Origin of the sequence: Mesorhizobium sp. BR1-1-4 (assembly GCF_020165375.1) — a bacterium.
In the GTDB taxonomy this organism is placed as follows: Bacteria; Pseudomonadota; Alphaproteobacteria; order Rhizobiales; family Rhizobiaceae; genus Mesorhizobium; species Mesorhizobium australicum.
This window is the reverse complement of sequence record NZ_JAIUIB010000010.1, coordinates 216,170-232,518: the sequence shown is the minus strand read 5'-3', so window position 1 is coordinate 232,518 and position 16,349 is coordinate 216,170. Positions and strand designations below refer to the sequence as shown.

At 63.4% G+C, this 16,349-nt stretch carries 18 protein-coding genes; 9 read left to right on the top strand and 9 right to left on the bottom strand.

Translation table 11 applies throughout. The annotated features are described in order from the left end of the window. Window positions 1–16: 16 nt before the first annotated feature. Both trxA and LB571_RS22520 read left to right on the top strand, forming a co-directional pair. Window positions 17–340, top strand: coding sequence for a thioredoxin (gene trxA / locus LB571_RS22525; RefSeq protein WP_015314366.1), 324 nt, complete (start codon window positions 17–19; stop codon window positions 338–340). Window positions 341–472: 132 nt separating this feature from the next. Continuing rightward, window positions 473–754: a cupin domain-containing protein gene (locus tag LB571_RS22520; protein WP_015314367.1), complete on the top strand. Its 282-nt coding sequence runs from the start codon at window positions 473–475 to the stop codon at window positions 752–754. Window positions 755–980: 226 nt separating this feature from the next. On the opposite strand, the gene LB571_RS22515 is transcribed toward LB571_RS22520, so the two are convergent. From LB571_RS22515 to LB571_RS22495, 5 genes are all read right to left on the bottom strand, one after another. Further along, window positions 981–2,306, bottom strand: coding sequence for a bifunctional folylpolyglutamate synthase/dihydrofolate synthase (locus LB571_RS22515; RefSeq protein ID WP_224598046.1), 1,326 nt, complete (start codon window positions 2,304–2,306; stop codon window positions 981–983). Between the two features lie 149 nt (window positions 2,307–2,455). Then, entirely contained in the window at window positions 2,456–3,382 is a 927-nt protein-coding gene (gene accD / locus LB571_RS22510; protein ID WP_224598044.1) for an acetyl-CoA carboxylase, carboxyltransferase subunit beta, read from the bottom strand. 48 nt (window positions 3,383–3,430) lie between these two features. Further along, a complete protein-coding gene (gene trpA / locus LB571_RS22505; RefSeq protein ID WP_224598041.1) occupies window positions 3,431–4,270 on the bottom strand; it encodes a tryptophan synthase subunit alpha in 840 nt (279 codons plus the stop codon). A gap of 61 nt (window positions 4,271–4,331) precedes the next feature. Then, on the bottom strand, window positions 4,332–5,582 hold the full coding sequence (gene trpB, locus LB571_RS22500; protein ID WP_015314371.1) for a tryptophan synthase subunit beta: 1,251 nt from the start codon (window positions 5,580–5,582) through the stop codon (window positions 4,332–4,334). Window positions 5,583–5,673: 91 nt separating this feature from the next. Then, on the bottom strand, window positions 5,674–6,333 hold the full coding sequence (locus tag LB571_RS22495; protein WP_140712443.1) for a phosphoribosylanthranilate isomerase: 660 nt from the start codon (window positions 6,331–6,333) through the stop codon (window positions 5,674–5,676). Window positions 6,334–6,444: 111 nt separating this feature from the next. On the opposite strand from LB571_RS22495, the gene LB571_RS22490 reads away from it, so the two are divergent. Further along, on the top strand, window positions 6,445–6,663 hold the full coding sequence (locus LB571_RS22490) for a hypothetical protein (protein ID WP_140711650.1): 219 nt from the start codon (window positions 6,445–6,447) through the stop codon (window positions 6,661–6,663). Window positions 6,664–6,669: 6 nt separating this feature from the next. On the opposite strand, the gene LB571_RS22485 is transcribed toward LB571_RS22490, so the two are convergent. From LB571_RS22485 to LB571_RS22470, 4 genes are all read right to left on the bottom strand, one after another. Beyond that, a complete protein-coding gene (locus LB571_RS22485) occupies window positions 6,670–7,428 on the bottom strand; it encodes a M48 family metallopeptidase (RefSeq protein WP_224598025.1) in 759 nt (252 codons plus the stop codon). A gap of 99 nt (window positions 7,429–7,527) precedes the next feature. Beyond that, window positions 7,528–8,010: a DUF2852 domain-containing protein gene (locus LB571_RS22480; protein ID WP_127873324.1), complete on the bottom strand. Its 483-nt coding sequence runs from the start codon at window positions 8,008–8,010 to the stop codon at window positions 7,528–7,530. 117 nt (window positions 8,011–8,127) lie between these two features. After that, entirely contained in the window at window positions 8,128–9,270 is a 1,143-nt protein-coding gene (locus LB571_RS22475; protein WP_140876183.1) for a benzoate/H(+) symporter BenE family transporter, read from the bottom strand. Between the two features lie 2 nt (window positions 9,271–9,272). After that, complete coding sequence (locus tag LB571_RS22470) at window positions 9,273–10,058, bottom strand: alpha/beta hydrolase (RefSeq protein WP_140719148.1); 786 nt, start codon at window positions 10,056–10,058, stop codon at window positions 9,273–9,275. A 222-nt stretch (window positions 10,059–10,280) separates the two neighbouring features. On the opposite strand from LB571_RS22470, the gene infC reads away from it, so the two are divergent. The 6 genes from infC (at window position 10,281) to pheT (ending at window position 16,311) form a co-directional block, all read left to right on the top strand. Further along, window positions 10,281–10,817: a translation initiation factor IF-3 gene (gene infC, locus LB571_RS22465; RefSeq protein ID WP_023772325.1), complete on the top strand. Its 537-nt coding sequence runs from the start codon at window positions 10,281–10,283 to the stop codon at window positions 10,815–10,817. Window positions 10,818–10,980: 163 nt separating this feature from the next. Continuing rightward, window positions 10,981–11,628 (top strand): methyltransferase family protein, encoded by a 648-nt coding sequence (locus LB571_RS22460; protein ID WP_140660118.1) that lies wholly within the window; start codon window positions 10,981–10,983, stop codon window positions 11,626–11,628. Between the two features lie 185 nt (window positions 11,629–11,813). Beyond that, window positions 11,814–12,017, top strand: a complete 204-nt coding sequence (gene rpmI, locus LB571_RS22455; protein WP_006201248.1) for a 50S ribosomal protein L35 — start codon at window positions 11,814–11,816, stop codon at window positions 12,015–12,017. Between the two features lie 88 nt (window positions 12,018–12,105). After that, window positions 12,106–12,507, top strand: coding sequence for a 50S ribosomal protein L20 (gene rplT / locus LB571_RS22450; protein WP_006201247.1), 402 nt, complete (start codon window positions 12,106–12,108; stop codon window positions 12,505–12,507). A 299-nt stretch (window positions 12,508–12,806) separates the two neighbouring features. After that, window positions 12,807–13,859, top strand: coding sequence for a phenylalanine--tRNA ligase subunit alpha (gene pheS, locus LB571_RS22445; RefSeq protein WP_224525363.1), 1,053 nt, complete (start codon window positions 12,807–12,809; stop codon window positions 13,857–13,859). 43 nt (window positions 13,860–13,902) lie between these two features. Next, the gene (pheT, locus tag LB571_RS22440) at window positions 13,903–16,311 is read left to right on the top strand and encodes a phenylalanine--tRNA ligase subunit beta (RefSeq protein ID WP_224598020.1); all 2,409 of its coding nucleotides are present in this window, start codon (window positions 13,903–13,905) and stop codon (window positions 16,309–16,311) included. The last annotated feature ends 38 nt before the right edge of the window (window positions 16,312–16,349 follow it).

Here is a 16,349-nt window from a genome sequence, read left to right as displayed (position 1 = left end):
TCGAAAGGATTTTAGCATGACCACCGTCAAGGTCGACAAGAACAATTTCCAGGCTGACGTGCTTAATGCCCAGGTGCCGGTTGTGGTTGATTTCTGGGCGGAATGGTGTGGCCCTTGCAAGATGATCGCACCGGCGCTTGAGGACATCGCCACCGAGCTCGGCGCCAAGGTCAAGATCGCCAAGCTGAATATCGACGAGAATCCCGAGCTTGCCGCCCAGTTTGGCGTGCGCTCGATCCCGACGCTGATGATCTTCAAGGGCGGCGAAGTGGCCGACATCAAGGTTGGCGCCGCGCCCAAGACCGCACTGTCGCACTGGGTCAATGGCAATCTCGCCTGATGCCATCTGAATTCGAAGCATTGAGCCCGGCCATCGCGCCGGGCTTTTTGTTGGCGTCATCGGTGCGCCGCTCTGGCCCTCACATCGGGCCACTCCATGTCCTCTGTTGGCAGCAGAAGCAGGGAGAGAGAAATGACCGGATCCGCCAAGGCCACCGTCTTCATCGACAACGAACGCGTCATCGTCACCGAGTACCGCTTCCAGCCGGGCGACAACACCGGCTGGCATCGCCACGGCCACGACTATGTCGTGGTGCCGCTGATGGACGGCAAGCTGAAGCTGGTGACCAAGGACGGCGAAACCTTCGCCGAGATGAAGAAAGGCGCGCCGTATTTCCGCAAGGAGGGAGTGGAACACGATGTCGTCAGCGCCAATGAGGGCGAGTACGCTTTTATCGAGATCGAGCTGAAGTAAGCGGCACCTCTGACGCTGACCGAAGCCTCCTTAACTCCATATCAGGGCGAAGCAGGAGCGAAGCTCCGTCGCGAAGGCCCAGGCATCCATGCTGTGACGGCCATCGACGAATACAGCGGAAGGAAATTCCGCACCGCTGCGGCGCTTTGAAGTCGCGGTTCCTGGGGTCTGCGCTGCTTCGCTTCGCTCCTCGCTACGCCGGGAAATGACGAGGCGATGGACGGCCTCAGGTTGGGGGCGTGCCGTTCTCGGCGAGAACCGCGCCGGCCAGGTAGAGCGACCCGCCGATCAGGATGCGCGGCGTTGGGCCGTCCCAGGTGTCGCGCAGCAGCATCAGGGCGCTGGCGACGGAGCTTACCGGCTCGGCCGTCAGCCCGGCTTCCGTGGCACGGATCGCCAGTTCGTCATTCGGCACACCGGCATCGCTCATGCTCACGGGCACGGTGTAGACATGCCGGACGAGGCCCTTGAAGGCGCGGAAATAGCCGGCCTGGTCCTTGGTGTTGATCATGCCGGAAATGAGGAAGAGCGGACGCGGGTTCTTTTCTTCCTGCTCGGCCAGCGCTTCGGCGACGACGACGCCAGCGCCGGGATTATGGCCGCCGTCGAGCCAGATGTCGGCGCCCTTCGGCGCCAGTTCCGCCAGCCGGCCCTGCGCCAGCTTCTGCATGCGGCCCGGCCAGGCGACGTTGGTCATTGCCTTCTCGGCGGCGCGGTGGCTGATCTCGAAGCCGGCCGCCTTGACCGCGGCGATCGCAGCAGCCGCATTGGCGAACTGGTGGCGACCGAGCAGCCGCGGCGGCGGCAGATCCATCAACCCATCATCGTCCTGGTAGACCATGCGGCCGTTTTCCTCGAAGGCGAGAAAATCCTGCCCGTAGACCAGGGTCGGGCATTCCAACCGCTCGGCGGCGTCGATCAGCACCTGCAGCGCCGTCTCGCTTTCCTGCGCGCCGATGACCACCGGGCAGCCACGCTTCATGATCCCGGCCTTTTCGGCGGCGATCAGTTCGACGCGATCGCCGAGATAGGCCTCATGGTCCATCGACACCGGCATGATCACCGACACGGCCGGCCGCGCGACGACATTGGTGGCGTCGAAACGGCCGCCAAGACCGACCTCGATGATCGCGACATCGGCCGGATGTTCCGAAAACAGGATGAAGGTGACGGCGGTGAGAATTTCGAAGACGGTGATCTTCTGGCCTGCATTGGCCTTGGCAACGCGGGCAATGGCCTCCGCGAAGATGTCGTCGTCGACCAGCCTGCCCCCGCCTTCGGCGGCCAGCCTGTAGCGCTCGTGCCAGCTGACCAGATGTGGCGAGGTGTGGACATGGACGAGCCGGCCGGAGGCTTCCAGCAGCGCCCGCGAGAAGGCGGCGCAGGAACCCTTGCCGTTGGTGCCAGCGATGTGGATGACCGGCGGCAGCAGGTCCTGCGGACTGCCCAACCGTTCCAACAGCCGCGTGATGCGGTCGAGCGAAAGGTCGAAACCCTTCGGGTGAAGCGCCATCAGGGCTTCGATTTCGCGGTCCGCGGCAAGCGTCGTCATGGCGAATCCCGTGCATGGCCTGGAGCCAGAATCGCTCCCGCAAAGACCACGGCTATCAAAAGGCTACAGCGTGCAACGGATGCCGCGCAATCGCTGTTCGCGGCGGCCAATGTCGCGTCAGGCCAGTCTCGCGTTAGGTCGGTGTAGCGTCAAGCTTGCGGCCGGACGTCGGCGGCAACCACGGCCGGCGGCAGGATTTCCGGTTCCAGAGGCTTTTGCTCTTCCGGCATCTTGAGCAGCATCTTCAACAGGCGGGCGATGGTCTCGCGCAGCTCCAGCCGCGACACCACCATGTCGACCATGCCATGCTCCATCAGATATTCGGAGCGCTGGAAGCCGTCCGGCAATTTCTCGCGGATGGTCTGTTCGATAACACGCGGCCCGGCAAAACCGATCAGCGCGCCGGGCTCGGCGATGTGCACGTCGCCCAGCATGGCATAGGAGGCGGTGACGCCGCCGGTGGTCGGGTTGGTCAGCACGACGATGTAGGGCAGGCCGGCTTCCTTCAGCCTATCAACACCAACCGTGGTGCGCGGCAATTGCATGAGGGACAAAATACCTTCCTGCATGCGCGCGCCACCGGAGGCGGCGAACAGGATCAACGGCCGCTTGCGCTGCAAGGCGACCTCGAAGCCATGCACGATGGCATCACCCGCAGCCATGCCGAGCGAACCGCCCATGAAAGCGAAATCCTGCACCGTCACCACCACCGGCAAGCCCTCGACGGTCCCCAGCGCATTGATGATGGCGTCTTCCAGGCCGGTCTTGGCCTTGGCGTCCTTCAGCCGGTCGACATAGCGTTTCTCGTCGCGGAACTTCAGCGGATCCTGCATGACCTTGGGATTGTCCAGGGTCTCGTACTTGCCGTCATCGAAGAAGAATTTCAGCCGCTCCTTGGCCGAGATCTTCATGTGATGGCCGGAAGACGGGATGACGAACTGGTTGGATTCCAGGTCCTTGTGGAACACCATCTCGCCGGTCTCGGGATCCTTGATCCAGAGATTCTCGGGCATGTCGGTGCGCCGGCCGAGCATCGAATTGATTTTCGGGCGAACGTAATTGGTGATCCAGTTCATCGCTTCGGCTCCTGTCCTGACGAAGAGTTGGGTAAAGACGTAGGGAAACTATTCGGCGGCAGCAAGGCGGGCCGAGCGCACGCCTTGCGCAAGGCCGCTGACCAGCGTGGCGACTGCCTCCGCCGGATCGGCGGTCTTTTCACCCTTCGGCCCCAGCACGTTCGCGACCGCGTTGACGATCGCCGTGCCGACGACCACGCCGTCGGCGTTGGCCCCGATCACGCGCGCCTGTTCGGCGGTCTTGACGCCGAACCCGACGCAGACCGGCAGGTTGGTGTGACCCTTGATGCGCTGGACCGCTGTGGCGACCTTGCCGGTGTCGGCAAGCGCCGAGCCGGTGATGCCGGTCATGGACACGTAGTAGACGAAGCCGGATGTGTTCTGCAGCACCTTGGGCAGGCGCTTGTCGTCGGTGGTCGGCGTCGCCAGCCGGATGAAATTGATGCCGGCCTTCAGCGCCGGGATGCAGAGTTCCTCATCCATCTCCGGCGGCAGGTCGACGACGATCAGCCCGTCGATGCCGCTGGCGATCGCGTCCTTCAGGAAGCGGTCGACGCCATAGATGTAGATCGGGTTGTAGTAGCCCATCAGCACGATCGGCGTTTCATCGTCGCCGGCGCGGAAGTCCGACGCCATCTTCAGCGTCTTGACCAGCGTTTGGCCGCCTTTGAGCGCCCTGAGGCCCGCCGCCTGGATCGCCGGGCCGTCGGCCATCGGGTCGGAAAACGGCATGCCGAGCTCGATGATGTCGGAGCCGGCGCCGGGCAGCGCCTTCATGATCGACAGCGAGGTTGCATAGTCGGGGTCGCCCCCCATGAAATAGGTGACGAGCGCCGGGCGGCCTTCGGCCTTCAGCTTCTCCATGCGGCGGTCGATGCGGGTTGTCATGTCAGGCCCTTTGGACGAATTTTGCTCATAATCAACTCCCAGGTCGAACGGTCCAAAGGGCCTAGATCTCCATGCCCAGCATCGAGGCCACCGTGTGGACGTCCTTGTCGCCACGGCCGGACAGGTTGACGATGACGATCTGGTCCTTGTCCATGGCGGGCACGATCTTGACCGCATGGGCGATGGCGTGCGCGGATTCCAGCGCCGGGATGATGCCTTCGACGCGCGTCGTCAGCTTGAAGGCCTCGAGCGCCTCGTCGTCAAGGATCGGCACATAGTCGACACGGCCGGAGTCGCGCAGCCAGGAATGCTCCGGGCCGACGCCGGGATAATCGAGGCCGGCCGAGATCGAATGGCCGTCCATGATCTGGCCGTCGGCATTCTGCAAGAGATAGGTGCGGTTGCCGTGCAGCACACCGGGGGAGCCGGCATTCATCGAGGCGCAATGCTCGATGCCGTCGAGGCCGCGCCCGCCGGCTTCGATGCCGATGATACGAACTTCCTTGTCATCGAGGAAGGGATGGAACATGCCGATGGCATTGGACCCGCCGCCGACGGCGGCGATGATGGTGTCGGGCAGCCGCCCCTCCTGTTCGAGGATCTGCGCGCGCGCCTCGGTTCCGATCACCGACTGGAAATCGCGCACCAGTTCGGGATAGGGGTGCGGACCGGCGGCGGTGCCGATCAAATAATAGGTGTCCTCGACATTGGTCACCCAATCACGAAGGGCTTCGTTCATGGCGTCCTTCAGCGTGCCGTGACCGGCGGTGACGGGCCGCACTTCGGCGCCGAGCAGCTTCATGCGGAAGACGTTGGGGCTCTGCCGAGCAACGTCGGTCGCGCCCATATAGACGACGCAGGGAAAGCCGAAGCGGGCCGCGACCGTGGCGGACGCCACGCCATGCTGGCCGGCACCGGTCTCCGCGATGATGCGCTTCTTGCCCATGCGCTTGGCCAACAGGATCTGGCCCAGGCAGTTGTTGATCTTGTGCGAACCGGTATGGTTCAAATCCTCGCGCTTGAAATAGACTTTCGCGCCCCCCCCGAGGCCTTTCGCCGAGGAAACCTCACGAAGATGCCTGGTCAGGCCCTCGGCGAAGTAGAGCTTCGACGGCCGTCCGGCATAATGGGTCGAAAGACCGGTCAGTTCAGCCCTGAAATCCGGATCGTTCTTGACCTCGTTCCAGTTTTTCTCCAGGTCGAGGATCAGCGGCATCAGCGTTTCGGCAACGAAACGACCGCCGAAAATGCCGAACATGCCCTGTTCGTCGGGTCCGGTGCGGAAGGAATTGGGTGTCGCCGGCTTGTTCATCGCCGATCTCCTAGATCTGTACTTTTGAGCATGTCCTGTCGGAAAACCGGTTCCCACTTTTCCGGGACATGCTCAGGGTTCGAAATTTTGTTCAGGCAGCGCGGTCGTCCCGCGCGGCCCTGACGGCCCGGAAAAACTGTTCGATCAGCGCCGGATCCTTGACGCCCGGGGCGCTTTCCACGCCTGACGAAATGTCGATCGCGGGCGGATTGGCCAGCCTAAGGGCATCGCCGATGTTGGCGGCGTTGAGCCCACCGGAAAGCATGTAATCGATCCCGGCGTCAAGGCCAGCGAGAATGCGCCAGTCGAAGGCGACGCCATTGCCGCCCGGCAGCTCCGAGCCCTTTGGAGGCTTGGCGTCGAACAGGAACCGGTCGGCGATGCCGACAAACGGCTTTATCCGTTCGAGATCGGCGGCCTCGCTGAGCGGCAACGCCTTCATCACCGGCAGCCCATGGCGGGCTTTCAGTTCAGCCACTCGCTCGGGGGTTTCGGAGCCGTGCAGTTGCAGCATGTCGGGCTGCAGCTTTTCGACGATTTCGTCGAGGAAGGCGTCTCTGGCATCGACGGTGACGGCAATCGCCGAGGCCTTGCCACGAGCCGCTTCGCGCAGACGGCCGGCTTCGGCCGGCTCAACATAACGCGGGCTTTTTGGAAAGAAAATGAACCCGACATGGCTGGCGCCGCCGGCCAGGGCCGCGGCCATTGCCTGGTCGGTCTTCAAGCCGCAGATCTTGATGTCGAGCGCCATGGCGCGGAATTGGCACGAAAAGCGCCAAGAGTCGAGAAAAAGCATGCTGTTTGCCGGCAAGGCCAAAGGCGCTACCTATGGATGGACAGCATGCAAGGCGGGAGCACAGCCATGGCCGACCAGACCGTTGCCGAACTGAAGCAGAAGATCGCGCAGGCGCGCGAGGTCATAGCGCACCTCATGGACAGGGCCGCCTTCAACGGCGCCGAGGCGCATCGGGCGCTGGATTATTTCGGCGGCGAGGCTTTCGATCGGAACTTTCTACCCTGGCCGCATCATGCTGACGAAGGGTTGCGGCCGGATGAGCTCAATGCGGCGAATGATGATTGAGGCGCCCTACTCGAACACAATCGCCTGCAGGGCGCCGCCATTGCGCTTCAGCCAATCCTTGCAGCGCTCGGTGTCGGGGCAGAGCTTTTCGCATAGTTTCCAGAATTTCGGCCCGTGGTTCATCTCCTTGAGATGCGCCACCTCATGCGCGACGAGGTAGTTTATGACAGGCTGCGGCGCCATCATGATGCGCCAGGAAAAGGACAGATTGCCTTCCGAAGTGCAGGAGCCCCAGCGGCTGGAGGTGTCCTTGTAGCGGATCGCCTTGGCGCGCTTGCCAAGCGCCTCCGTATGCTTGACGACCAGCTTTTCGATTTCCTTCTTGGCCTCGCGTTTCAAAAAATCGGCGATGCGGCGCGGCAGATGGATGCGGTCGCCATGCACGATCAGCAGCGGGCCGCGGTCGTCGCGCGATATGGTGACAGTGCCGCGCTTTGACGGCTCATGTACGATACGGTGGGCCACGCCGCGTACCGGAATCTTTATGCCCGGACGCACCTGCGGCCGTGTCGGCACCTTGGCCAGCCGCTGTTCCAGCCAGCCCTGGTGGCGGTCGAGGAACCTGTCCACTTCACCGCGGCGCAGGCCCGGCGGCACGGTTATGCGCAGGCCCTGTCCGCCGGAATCGATGCGCAGCGTCAGACGCTTTGCCCTGGCGCTCTCGACGATCTTGAGCGGCAGCGTGCGGCCGGCGACGCAATATTCCCGCTCCACCACAGGCGTGGGTTTGGGCTTCGTCAGATTGCGGAAGAACCCGATGGTCATGGCGGGACGATACGCGATTCGAGGAGAACGAATAGAACAAAAAAGAAACGGCGCCGCTCGCGCGACGCCGTCATCATACCTTGGCCCTGTCGCCGGGCTTCAGTCGTCGAGCAGGTTCGAGCCTTTGCCACGCTTGGTGGGGGTCGTTCCGGTGCTCGGATCGGTCTTGGCCGGCGCGGTCGACTTGTTGCGGTTGGCCATGAACCGGTCGAACTCGTCCTGATCCTTGGCGCGGCGCAATTCGCGGGCATACTCGTCGAACTGCGTCAGCATCTCGTCGAGCTTGCGGCGCTCTTCGTTCAGACGCTCAAGCTCCTTTTCGCGCCAGTCGTCGAAAGCGACGTTGCCGGTGCGGGCGGAGCCGTTGCCCCAGCGCGCGGCCTTGTCGGAGCCACGGCGGCAGCCGGCGAAGATGCCGTCGGTCGCGCGGTTGACGTCACGCTTGAAGCCCTCGAGCCGGTCGCCCCAGATGATGTAGGCGAGCATGGCGAAGCCGAGCGGCCAGAACACCATGAAACCGATCACCATCAACGCGATGGTCGCCGGCGTCCAGGCCGGGCGGATCAATGCAGATGTGTTCATTTTCTCCCATTCCTTCGGTTGGAGACAGCCAGAACCGGCTGCGTGGAATCGAAATGGGAAGGCGAAAACGGCGATTCAAGACAATGTCCGCCAAAACCGAACAAGGGCCTGAAATGATTATCGCTTTTTGAGCATATCGAGGAAAAGCACGACCAACCCGGCGATCAGGCCCCAGAATGCGGCGCCGACACCGAACAGCGTCAGCCCGGAGGCGGTCACGACGAAGGTGACGGTTGCGGCCATGCGCTCGCTCTCGTCCTTCAGCGCGATCGCCAGCGCGTTGGCGAGCGACCCCATCAGCGCAAGTCCCGCCACCAGCACGATCAGGGTCTGCGGCAGGACGGCGAAGATCGCCACCAGCGAAGCGCCGAAAATTGCGAAGACGAGATAGGCAAGCGCGTAGAACGGCCCGGTCTTCCAGCGCTCGGCGGGATCGGGATGGACGTCAGGGCCGGTGCAGATGGCCGCCGAGATCGCGGCCAGATTGGTGGTTCCGGCACCGAATGGTGCCGACAGGAGCGAAAACAGGCCGGTGACGCCGATCAGCGGGCCAGGTTCAGGGTGGTAGCCGGCCGCCCGCAGTACCGCCAGCCCCGACAGGTTCTGCGAAGCCATGGTGACGAGGTAGAGCGGCAGCGCCAGGCCGATGATCGCCTTGGCGGTGAAATGGGGAGCGATAAACGTCAGTGTCGACAGTTCGGGCGCGGGCAGGCCGCCGACACGGCCCGTAAGGAAGGCGGCAAGGCCACCGCCAACCAGCACCGCCAGCACCGACAGCGCCGGATTGAACAGCCGGATGACGAAGAATGCCGCGATCAGCGGCAGGATGAGCCAAGGGTCCGCCGGAATGGCCTTCATGGCATTGATGGCGAAGGTGACGACGATGCCGGCCAGCATGCCGGAGGCGACCGAAGCCGGTATTCTCGATATCAGCCGGGTCAGCGGCCCAAACAGGCCGGTAGCGACCAGCAGCACGCCCGTGACGATATAGGCGCCGACGGCCTCGCCCATCGAGAAGCCGCTCGAGGCGGCGACCAGTGCAAGGCCTGGCGTCGACCAGGCGGTGATGACAGGCATTTTCGTGCGCCATGACAGCCACAGGCACTCGACGGTCATGGCCAGGCAGATCGCCGTCACACCGCTTGCCGTCTCGACCTGCGTCGCGCCGACCGCCTTGGCGGCGGCAATGACGATGGCCAGCGTGCCGCCGAAACCGACGATGGCCGCGACGAAGGCGGAGATCGGGATGGACAGGCGCATCGTCACTGGCCTCGCCTGGCCATATCGCCGACCGCCCGCACCAGCATGTCGAGATCCTGCGGCCGCGACAGGCGGTGGTCGCCGTCAGGGATCAGCGACAGCGTGACATCGTCGGCCGGCAGCAGACTGACCAGCCTCAAGGCATGGCTCGACGGCACGTCGGCGTCGGCCAGTCCCTGCAGGATGTGAACCGGGCAATGCGTGTCGATCGGCCCGGTCATCACCCGGTTATCGCGCCCATCCTCGATCAGGGCGCGGGTGTAGACGTAAGGCTCGGGGGAATAATCCGAGGGTTCCGCGAAGAAGCCCTTTTCGGCGAGATCGCGCTTCTGTGGCTTGGTCAGCACCGGCTCGATCAGGTCGCTGGTAAAATCCGGCGCCGGGGCCAGCAGCACCAGGCCGACGACGTTTGCGTCGCCCGCCTTGCGCAATTCCTGCACCATGCGCAGCGCGATCCAGGCGCCCATCGACGAGCCGACCAGGATCTGATCGCCTTTGGCGAAATGCCGGAAGACGGCCAGGCTTTGCGCAAGCCATTTCGAGATCGTGCCGTCGGCGAAGGCGCCACCGGATTCGCCATGACCGGAATAGTCGTGCCGCAGGAAGGCCCGGCCTTCCCGTGCCGCCCAGTCCGACAGCGTCTCGGCCTTCGTGCCCAGCATGTCCGACTTGTAGCCGCCGAGCCAGACGATGCCTGGCGTCGAGCCGGCTGAATGGCGCACCGCGATATCAGATCCGTCGACATCCAGAAAAGTTGGAGCCAGAGAGGATGGGGGCGTGGCGATCATGGTTTTTTCCTCAGGCCCGTCTTTTGGCACGCGGTCCTTGTGGCACAGCCGGAGGCGTGGCGAAAAGTACTCGCGCTGTTTCTTTGTTTGGTGCAGGCCAGCGATCAGGGTGATTTTCTGTCAATGCTGTGCTATTGACTCCGCCCGCGCGCTCACCACATTGGCGCGTCCACGTATCAAGACCGACAAATCCCGAACGAAACGGCCAAGGAGACCACGACCATTCGCAGACCTTTCAAAGCAGCGGCGCCGACCAAGGATGGGCCGCGCTCCAATCGTGACATCCGGGTTCCCCGGGTCCAGCTTATCGACGCCGACGGCCAGAATCGCGGCGATATTTCCATCAACGACGCATTGCTGCTCGCCGAAGAGGCCGGGCTCGATCTCGTCGAAATATCGCCCAACGCGGTCCCCCCCGTCGTAAAAATCCTCGATCTCGGCAAGTTGAAATACGCCAACCAGAAGAAGGCGGCCGAGGCGCGCAAGAACCAGAAGGTCATCGAGATCAAGGAGATCAAGATGCGCCCGAACATCGACAGCCATGACTACGAAACCAAGATGAAGGCGGTGCGCCGCTTCTTCGAGGAAGGCGACAAGGTCAAGCTGACGCTGCGCTTCCGCGGCCGCGAGATGGCGCATATGGAACTCGGCATGCAGCTTCTGAACAAGGTGCGCGAGGAGGTGGCGACCATCGCCAAGGTGGAAGCCGAGCCGAAGCTCGAAGGCCGCCAGATGATGATGGTGCTGGCGCCGCGCTAAGGTTTGCGGAACCCACTTGGATCACGATGACGTCAGGCCCGGACATCGCGCTCCAAATCCGCCCGAATTGTGCTACAGGGCGTCCCGGCGATCGGCGGGACGCCTTATTTCTTAGCTCAAAGCTGCGATCGCCGGCAAAGCTCTTCGACGATCGGATTCCCGCATGGCCAACGACAAGGTTTCGGACGTCAAGGACGTCAAACATGGGCTGGGCAACTACCAGCAGATGCGCCGGCTGGTGCTTGCCGTGCTCGTGGTGGTGCTGTTTCTGGCGCTGCTGTTCGGCCAGTCGACCTTCCCGCCGGACACGCCGGTGCACGAAACGATCGAGATGTTCGGCGTGCTCTTGATTTTCCTCGGCATCGTCGGGCGCCTCTGGGCGACGCTCTATATAGGCGGGCGCAAATCCTCCGAGGTGGTGACCGGCGGCCCCTATTCGATCACCCGCAACCCGCTCTACGTGTTCTCGACCGTGGCCGCCGCCGGCGTCGGCGCGCAGATCGGCTCGTTCTCCGGCATCATCCTTTTCGCGGTTCTGTGCGCCGGTGCCTTCCATATCGTCATCCTGCGCGAGGAGAAGTTCCTCAAGGAGGCGCTCGGTGCACCCTATGCCGACTATCTGGCACGCGTGCCGCGCTTCTTCCCCAAGCTTTCGCTCTACCAGGAAGGCGACACCGGCAGCTTCAGGCCGAGCCTGCTTTTGACCACACTGCTCGACGGGCTGGTGTTCCTGATCGCGCTGCCGGCTTTCGAACTGATCGACGGCGCGCAGTTGTCGGGCATGCTGCCGGTCTGGTTTAGGCTGCCCTGACCGGGGACAGTGCGTCGCACGGTGCTGAGGGTGTTGCGCCCGCGCCATCTTTGATCTATAGCACCGCCGTTCCAAGAAAACCGCCCGGCAGGGCATGCCGTGGCGGTTTCATTTGCTTTTCGGGCTTTGGTCGGCCCGGAGCGAACAAGAAGCGCGATCGTGCGCCAACAATACGGAGTAGCAAAATGCCCAAGATGAAGACCAAATCGGCCGCCAAGAAGCGGTTCAAGATCACAGGTACGGGTAAAGTCCTGTCGGCTGCGGCCGGCAAGCGTCACGGCATGATCAAGCGTTCCAACAAGTTCATTCGAAATGCCCGCGGCACGATGGTTCTGGCTGAACCGGATGGCAAGAAGGTCATCAAGAATTTTCTGCCGAACGGCCTCTAAGGCATTCGGTCCGGACACGCATCAGTTTTACGCAATTTCGAACGGAACGCCGCCAGGCACCTGGAATTGCTTTTAAGGAGATCATGACATGGCACGCGTAAAGAGAGGCGTCACCTCGCACGCCAAGCACAAGAAGGTTCTGAAAGCCGCGAAAGGCTTCTACGGCCGCCGCAAGAACACCATCCGCATCGCCAAGCAGGCGGTGGAAAAGTCGCTGCAGTACGCTTACCGCGACCGCAAGAACCGCAAGCGCTCGTTCCGCGCGCTGTGGATCCAGCGCATCAACGCCGCGACGCACGAGCATGGCCTGACCTATGGCCGCTTCATCGACGGTTTGAACAAGGCCGGCATCGAGATCGATCGCAAGATCCTGTCCGACATGGCCATCCACGAGCCGCAGGCTTTCGCCGCCCTGGTGGCCAAGGCCAAGGTTGCTCTTGAGTACCTCAAGAACACCACTCCGAATGCTTTTGAAAGCGCTGTCGCCTAGAGCATGATGCCAAAAAGTTTCTGACTTTTTGGACAACATCATGCTCCAGGGAAATTAGCGGGGAGCGCGATCTTTTCCGAAAAGTCTGCAACTTTTCGGGATCGGGCTCCGAGCCCAGCGCTTCCCAAGCATTCGAAATTCTGATTTGGGAACCCGCGCTGGCACGGCTGGCGCGGGTTCTTTTGTCTCTGCCTGAAATTTCACTTTTAAAGTGACTTTCACTTAAGCCGACTTCCAACGCAGCGAGTTTGATCGTGAACGACGCAACCATTGGCCTTGATGCACTCGAAAATACCCTGATGGCTGACATCGCCTCGGCCGCCGACGAGACGTCGATCGAGGCGGTGCGCGTTTCGGCGCTTGGCAAGAAGGGCTCAATCTCGGAAATGCTGAAGACGCTTGGCGCGATGAGCGCCGAGGACCGGCAGGTGAAGGGCCCGGCCATCAACGGCCTCAAGAACCGTGTCACCGAGGCGCTGACGGCCCGCAAGGCTGAACTCAGGGATGTGGCGATCGCCGCCCGTCTGGCGGCTGAGAAGGTCGACGTGACGCTGCCGGTGCGGCAGTCGCCGGCCGAGCGCGGCCGCATCCATCCGATCAGCCAGGTCATCGACGAAATCGCCGCGATCTTCGGCGATCTCGGCTTCGCCATCGCCGAAGGTCCCGATATCGAGACCGACTACTATAATTTCACCGCGCTGAATTTTCCGGAGGGCCACCCGGCACGCGAGATGCACGACACCTTCTTCTTCCAGCCGGACGAGAAGGGCGAGCGCAAGCTTTTGCGCACTCATACCTCGCCGGTGCAGATCCGCACCATGGAGAAGCAGAAGCCGCCGATCCGCATCGTCATTCCGGGCAAGACCTATCGCCAGGATTCCGACGCCACCCACTCGCCGATGTTCCATCAGGTCGAGGGGCTGGTGATCGATAAATCGGCCAACGTCGCCAACATGAAGTGGGTGCTGGAAGAGTTCTGCAAGGCCTTCTTCGAAGTGCCGCAGGTCAAGATGCGCTTTCGCCCCTCCTTCTTCCCGTTCACCGAGCCAAGCCTCGAGGTCGATATCCAGTGCGACCGCTCCAGGCCCGGCGAAGTGCGCTTCGGCGAAGGCTCCGACTGGATGGAGATCCTGGGCTGCGGCATGGTGCACCCCAATGTGCTCAGGGCCGGCGGACTCGATCCCGACGAGTACCAGGGCTTTGCCTGGGGCATGGGCATCGACCGCATCGCCATGCTGAAATATGGCATGCCCGACCTGCGCGCCTTCTTCGACGCGGATGTGCGCTGGCTGTCGCACTACGGCTTCCGGCCGCTCGACATGCCGACGCTGTTCGGAGGCCTGAGCGCGTGACGGCCCTGAAGACTTCTGCTGCCAGCTACCACGGAACAGCCCAATGAAATTCACCCTCTCCTGGCTCAAGGATCACCTTGAAACCGACGCCACGCTGGCCGAAATCGTCGAGCGGCTGACCTCGATCGGCCTCGAGGTCGAGCATGTCGACGACAAGGCGGGGCTGAAACCCTTCGTCATCGCCAAGGTGCTGACGGCGGTGCAGCATCCCGACGCCGACCGGCTGCGGGTGCTGACCGTCGATACCGGCGACGGCAAGCCGCCGGTGCAGGTCGTCTGCGGCGCGCCCAACGCCCGCGCTGGCCTGATCGGCGCCTTCGCCGCGCCCGGCACCTATGTCCCCGGCATCGACGTGACGCTGACGGTCGGCAAGATCCGTGGCGTCGAAAGCCATGGCATGATGTGTTCGGAGCGCGAACTGGAACTGTCCGACGAGCATAATGGCATCATCGACCTGCCCGAGGATGCGCCGGTCGGCACCAGCTTTGCGTCCTATGCGCATCTCGACGATCCGGTCATCGAGATCAATCTGACGCCGAACCGGCCCGACGCCACCAGCGTCTACGGCATCGCCCGGGATCTGGCGGCGAGCGGGCTTGGCCGCCTCGTCGGCGGGGCGATCATGCCGCATGTCGGCAACGGCATGTGCCCGGTGAAGGTGACGATCGAAGCGCCGGAGCTTTGCCCCGGCTTCGCCCTCAGGCTGGTCAAGGATGTCAAGAACGGGCCCTCGCCGAAATGGCTGCAGCAGCGGCTGATCGCCATTGGGCTGAGGCCGATCAGCGCGCTGGTCGACATCACCAATTACGTCACCTTCGATCGCGGACGGCCGCTGCATGTCTTCGATGCCGCCAAGGTCGCCGGCAACCTCGTGGTGCGCCGCGCCAAGAATGGCGAAAAGGTGCAGGCGCTCGACGGGCGCGAATACACGCTGACGCCGGAGATGTGCGTGATCGCGGACGACAATGGCGTCGAGTCCATTGCCGGCATCATGGGTGGCGAACACTCCGGCTGTGACGAGAACACGACGGACGTGCTGATCGAATCCGCTCTTTGGGACCCGATCACCACGGCCCGCACCGGCCGCACGCTCGGCATCATCACCGACGCGCGCTACCGTTTCGAGCGCGGTGTCGACCCTGAATTCATGGTGCCGGGCATCGAACTGGCGACCAAGCTGGTGATCGATTTCTGCGGCGGCACGCCGACCGAGGCCGAGGTGGCCGGCTATGCCGGGCATCAGCCGAAGATCGTGTCGCTTCCGCTGTCGGAAGTGAAACGGCTGACCGGTATCGAGGTGCCAAAGGCGGAGAGCCTCGACATCCTGTCGCGTCTCGGCTTCCACGCGCAGGGATCGGGCGACGTCGTCGACGTGACCGTGCCGTCCTGGCGGCCCGATGTCGACGGCAAGGCCGATCTGGTCGAGGAGGTCATGCGAATCCATGGCGTCGACAATATCGCGCCGCAGCCGCTCGGCGCGCATGACGTGGTCAACGGCAAGATCCTGACCACGCTGCAGATCCGCACCCGTGCCGCGAAGCGTTCGCTTGCGGTGCGCGGCATGATGGAGGCCGTTACCTGGTCGTTCATCCCGGCCAAACACGCCGAACTGTTCGGCGGCGGCCAGACGGCGCTGAAGCTTGCCAACCCAATCGCCGCCGACATGTCCGACATGCGGCCCTCGCTGCTGCCGGGGCTGATTTCGGCCGCGCAGCGCAACGCCGACAAGGGCATCGGCGACGTGGCGCTGTTCGAGGTCTCGGGCACCTATGAGGGCGACGGCGCCGACCAGCAGCGGCGCGTCGCCGCCGGCGTGCGCCGCGGCACGGCCAAGCTCGACGGCTCCGGCCGCAACTGGGCCGGCAATTCGGGCCCGGTCGGCGTGTTCGACGCGAAGGCGGATGCGATCGCCGCGCTCGAAGCCTGTGGCGCACCGGTCGACCGGCTGCAGATCGAGGCCGGCGGACCCGCCTGGTACCATCCCGGCCGCTCCGGAACGATCAAGCTTGGCCCGAAGACCGTGCTCGGCACGTTCGGCGAGTTCCATCCGAAGACGCTGGAAGGGCTCGATGTCTCGGGGCCGCTCTGCGGCTTCGAGGTGTTCGTCGACGCCGTGCCCGAGCCGAAGGCCAAGCCGACCAAGACCAAGCCCAGGCTGCACCTGTCCGCTTTCCAGGCGGTGAAGCGCGACTTCGCCTTCGTCGTCGACAAGGGAGTCGAGGCCGGCACGCTGGTACGTGCCGCGCTTGCCGCCGACAAGAAGCTGATCACGGCTGCCTCGGTCTTCGACGTGTTCGAAGGTGCGTCGCTGGGCGAAGGCAAGAAGTCGATCGCCATCGAAGTCTCGATCCAGCCGGTCGAGAAGACGTTGACCGACGAGGATTTCGAGGCGCTGGCCAAGCGCATCGTCGAGAATGTCGGCAAGCAGACGGGCGGCGTGCTGCGCGGCTGAGACTTGCGAGCGGATGGCGAATCGCTCTCCAAAGGGCG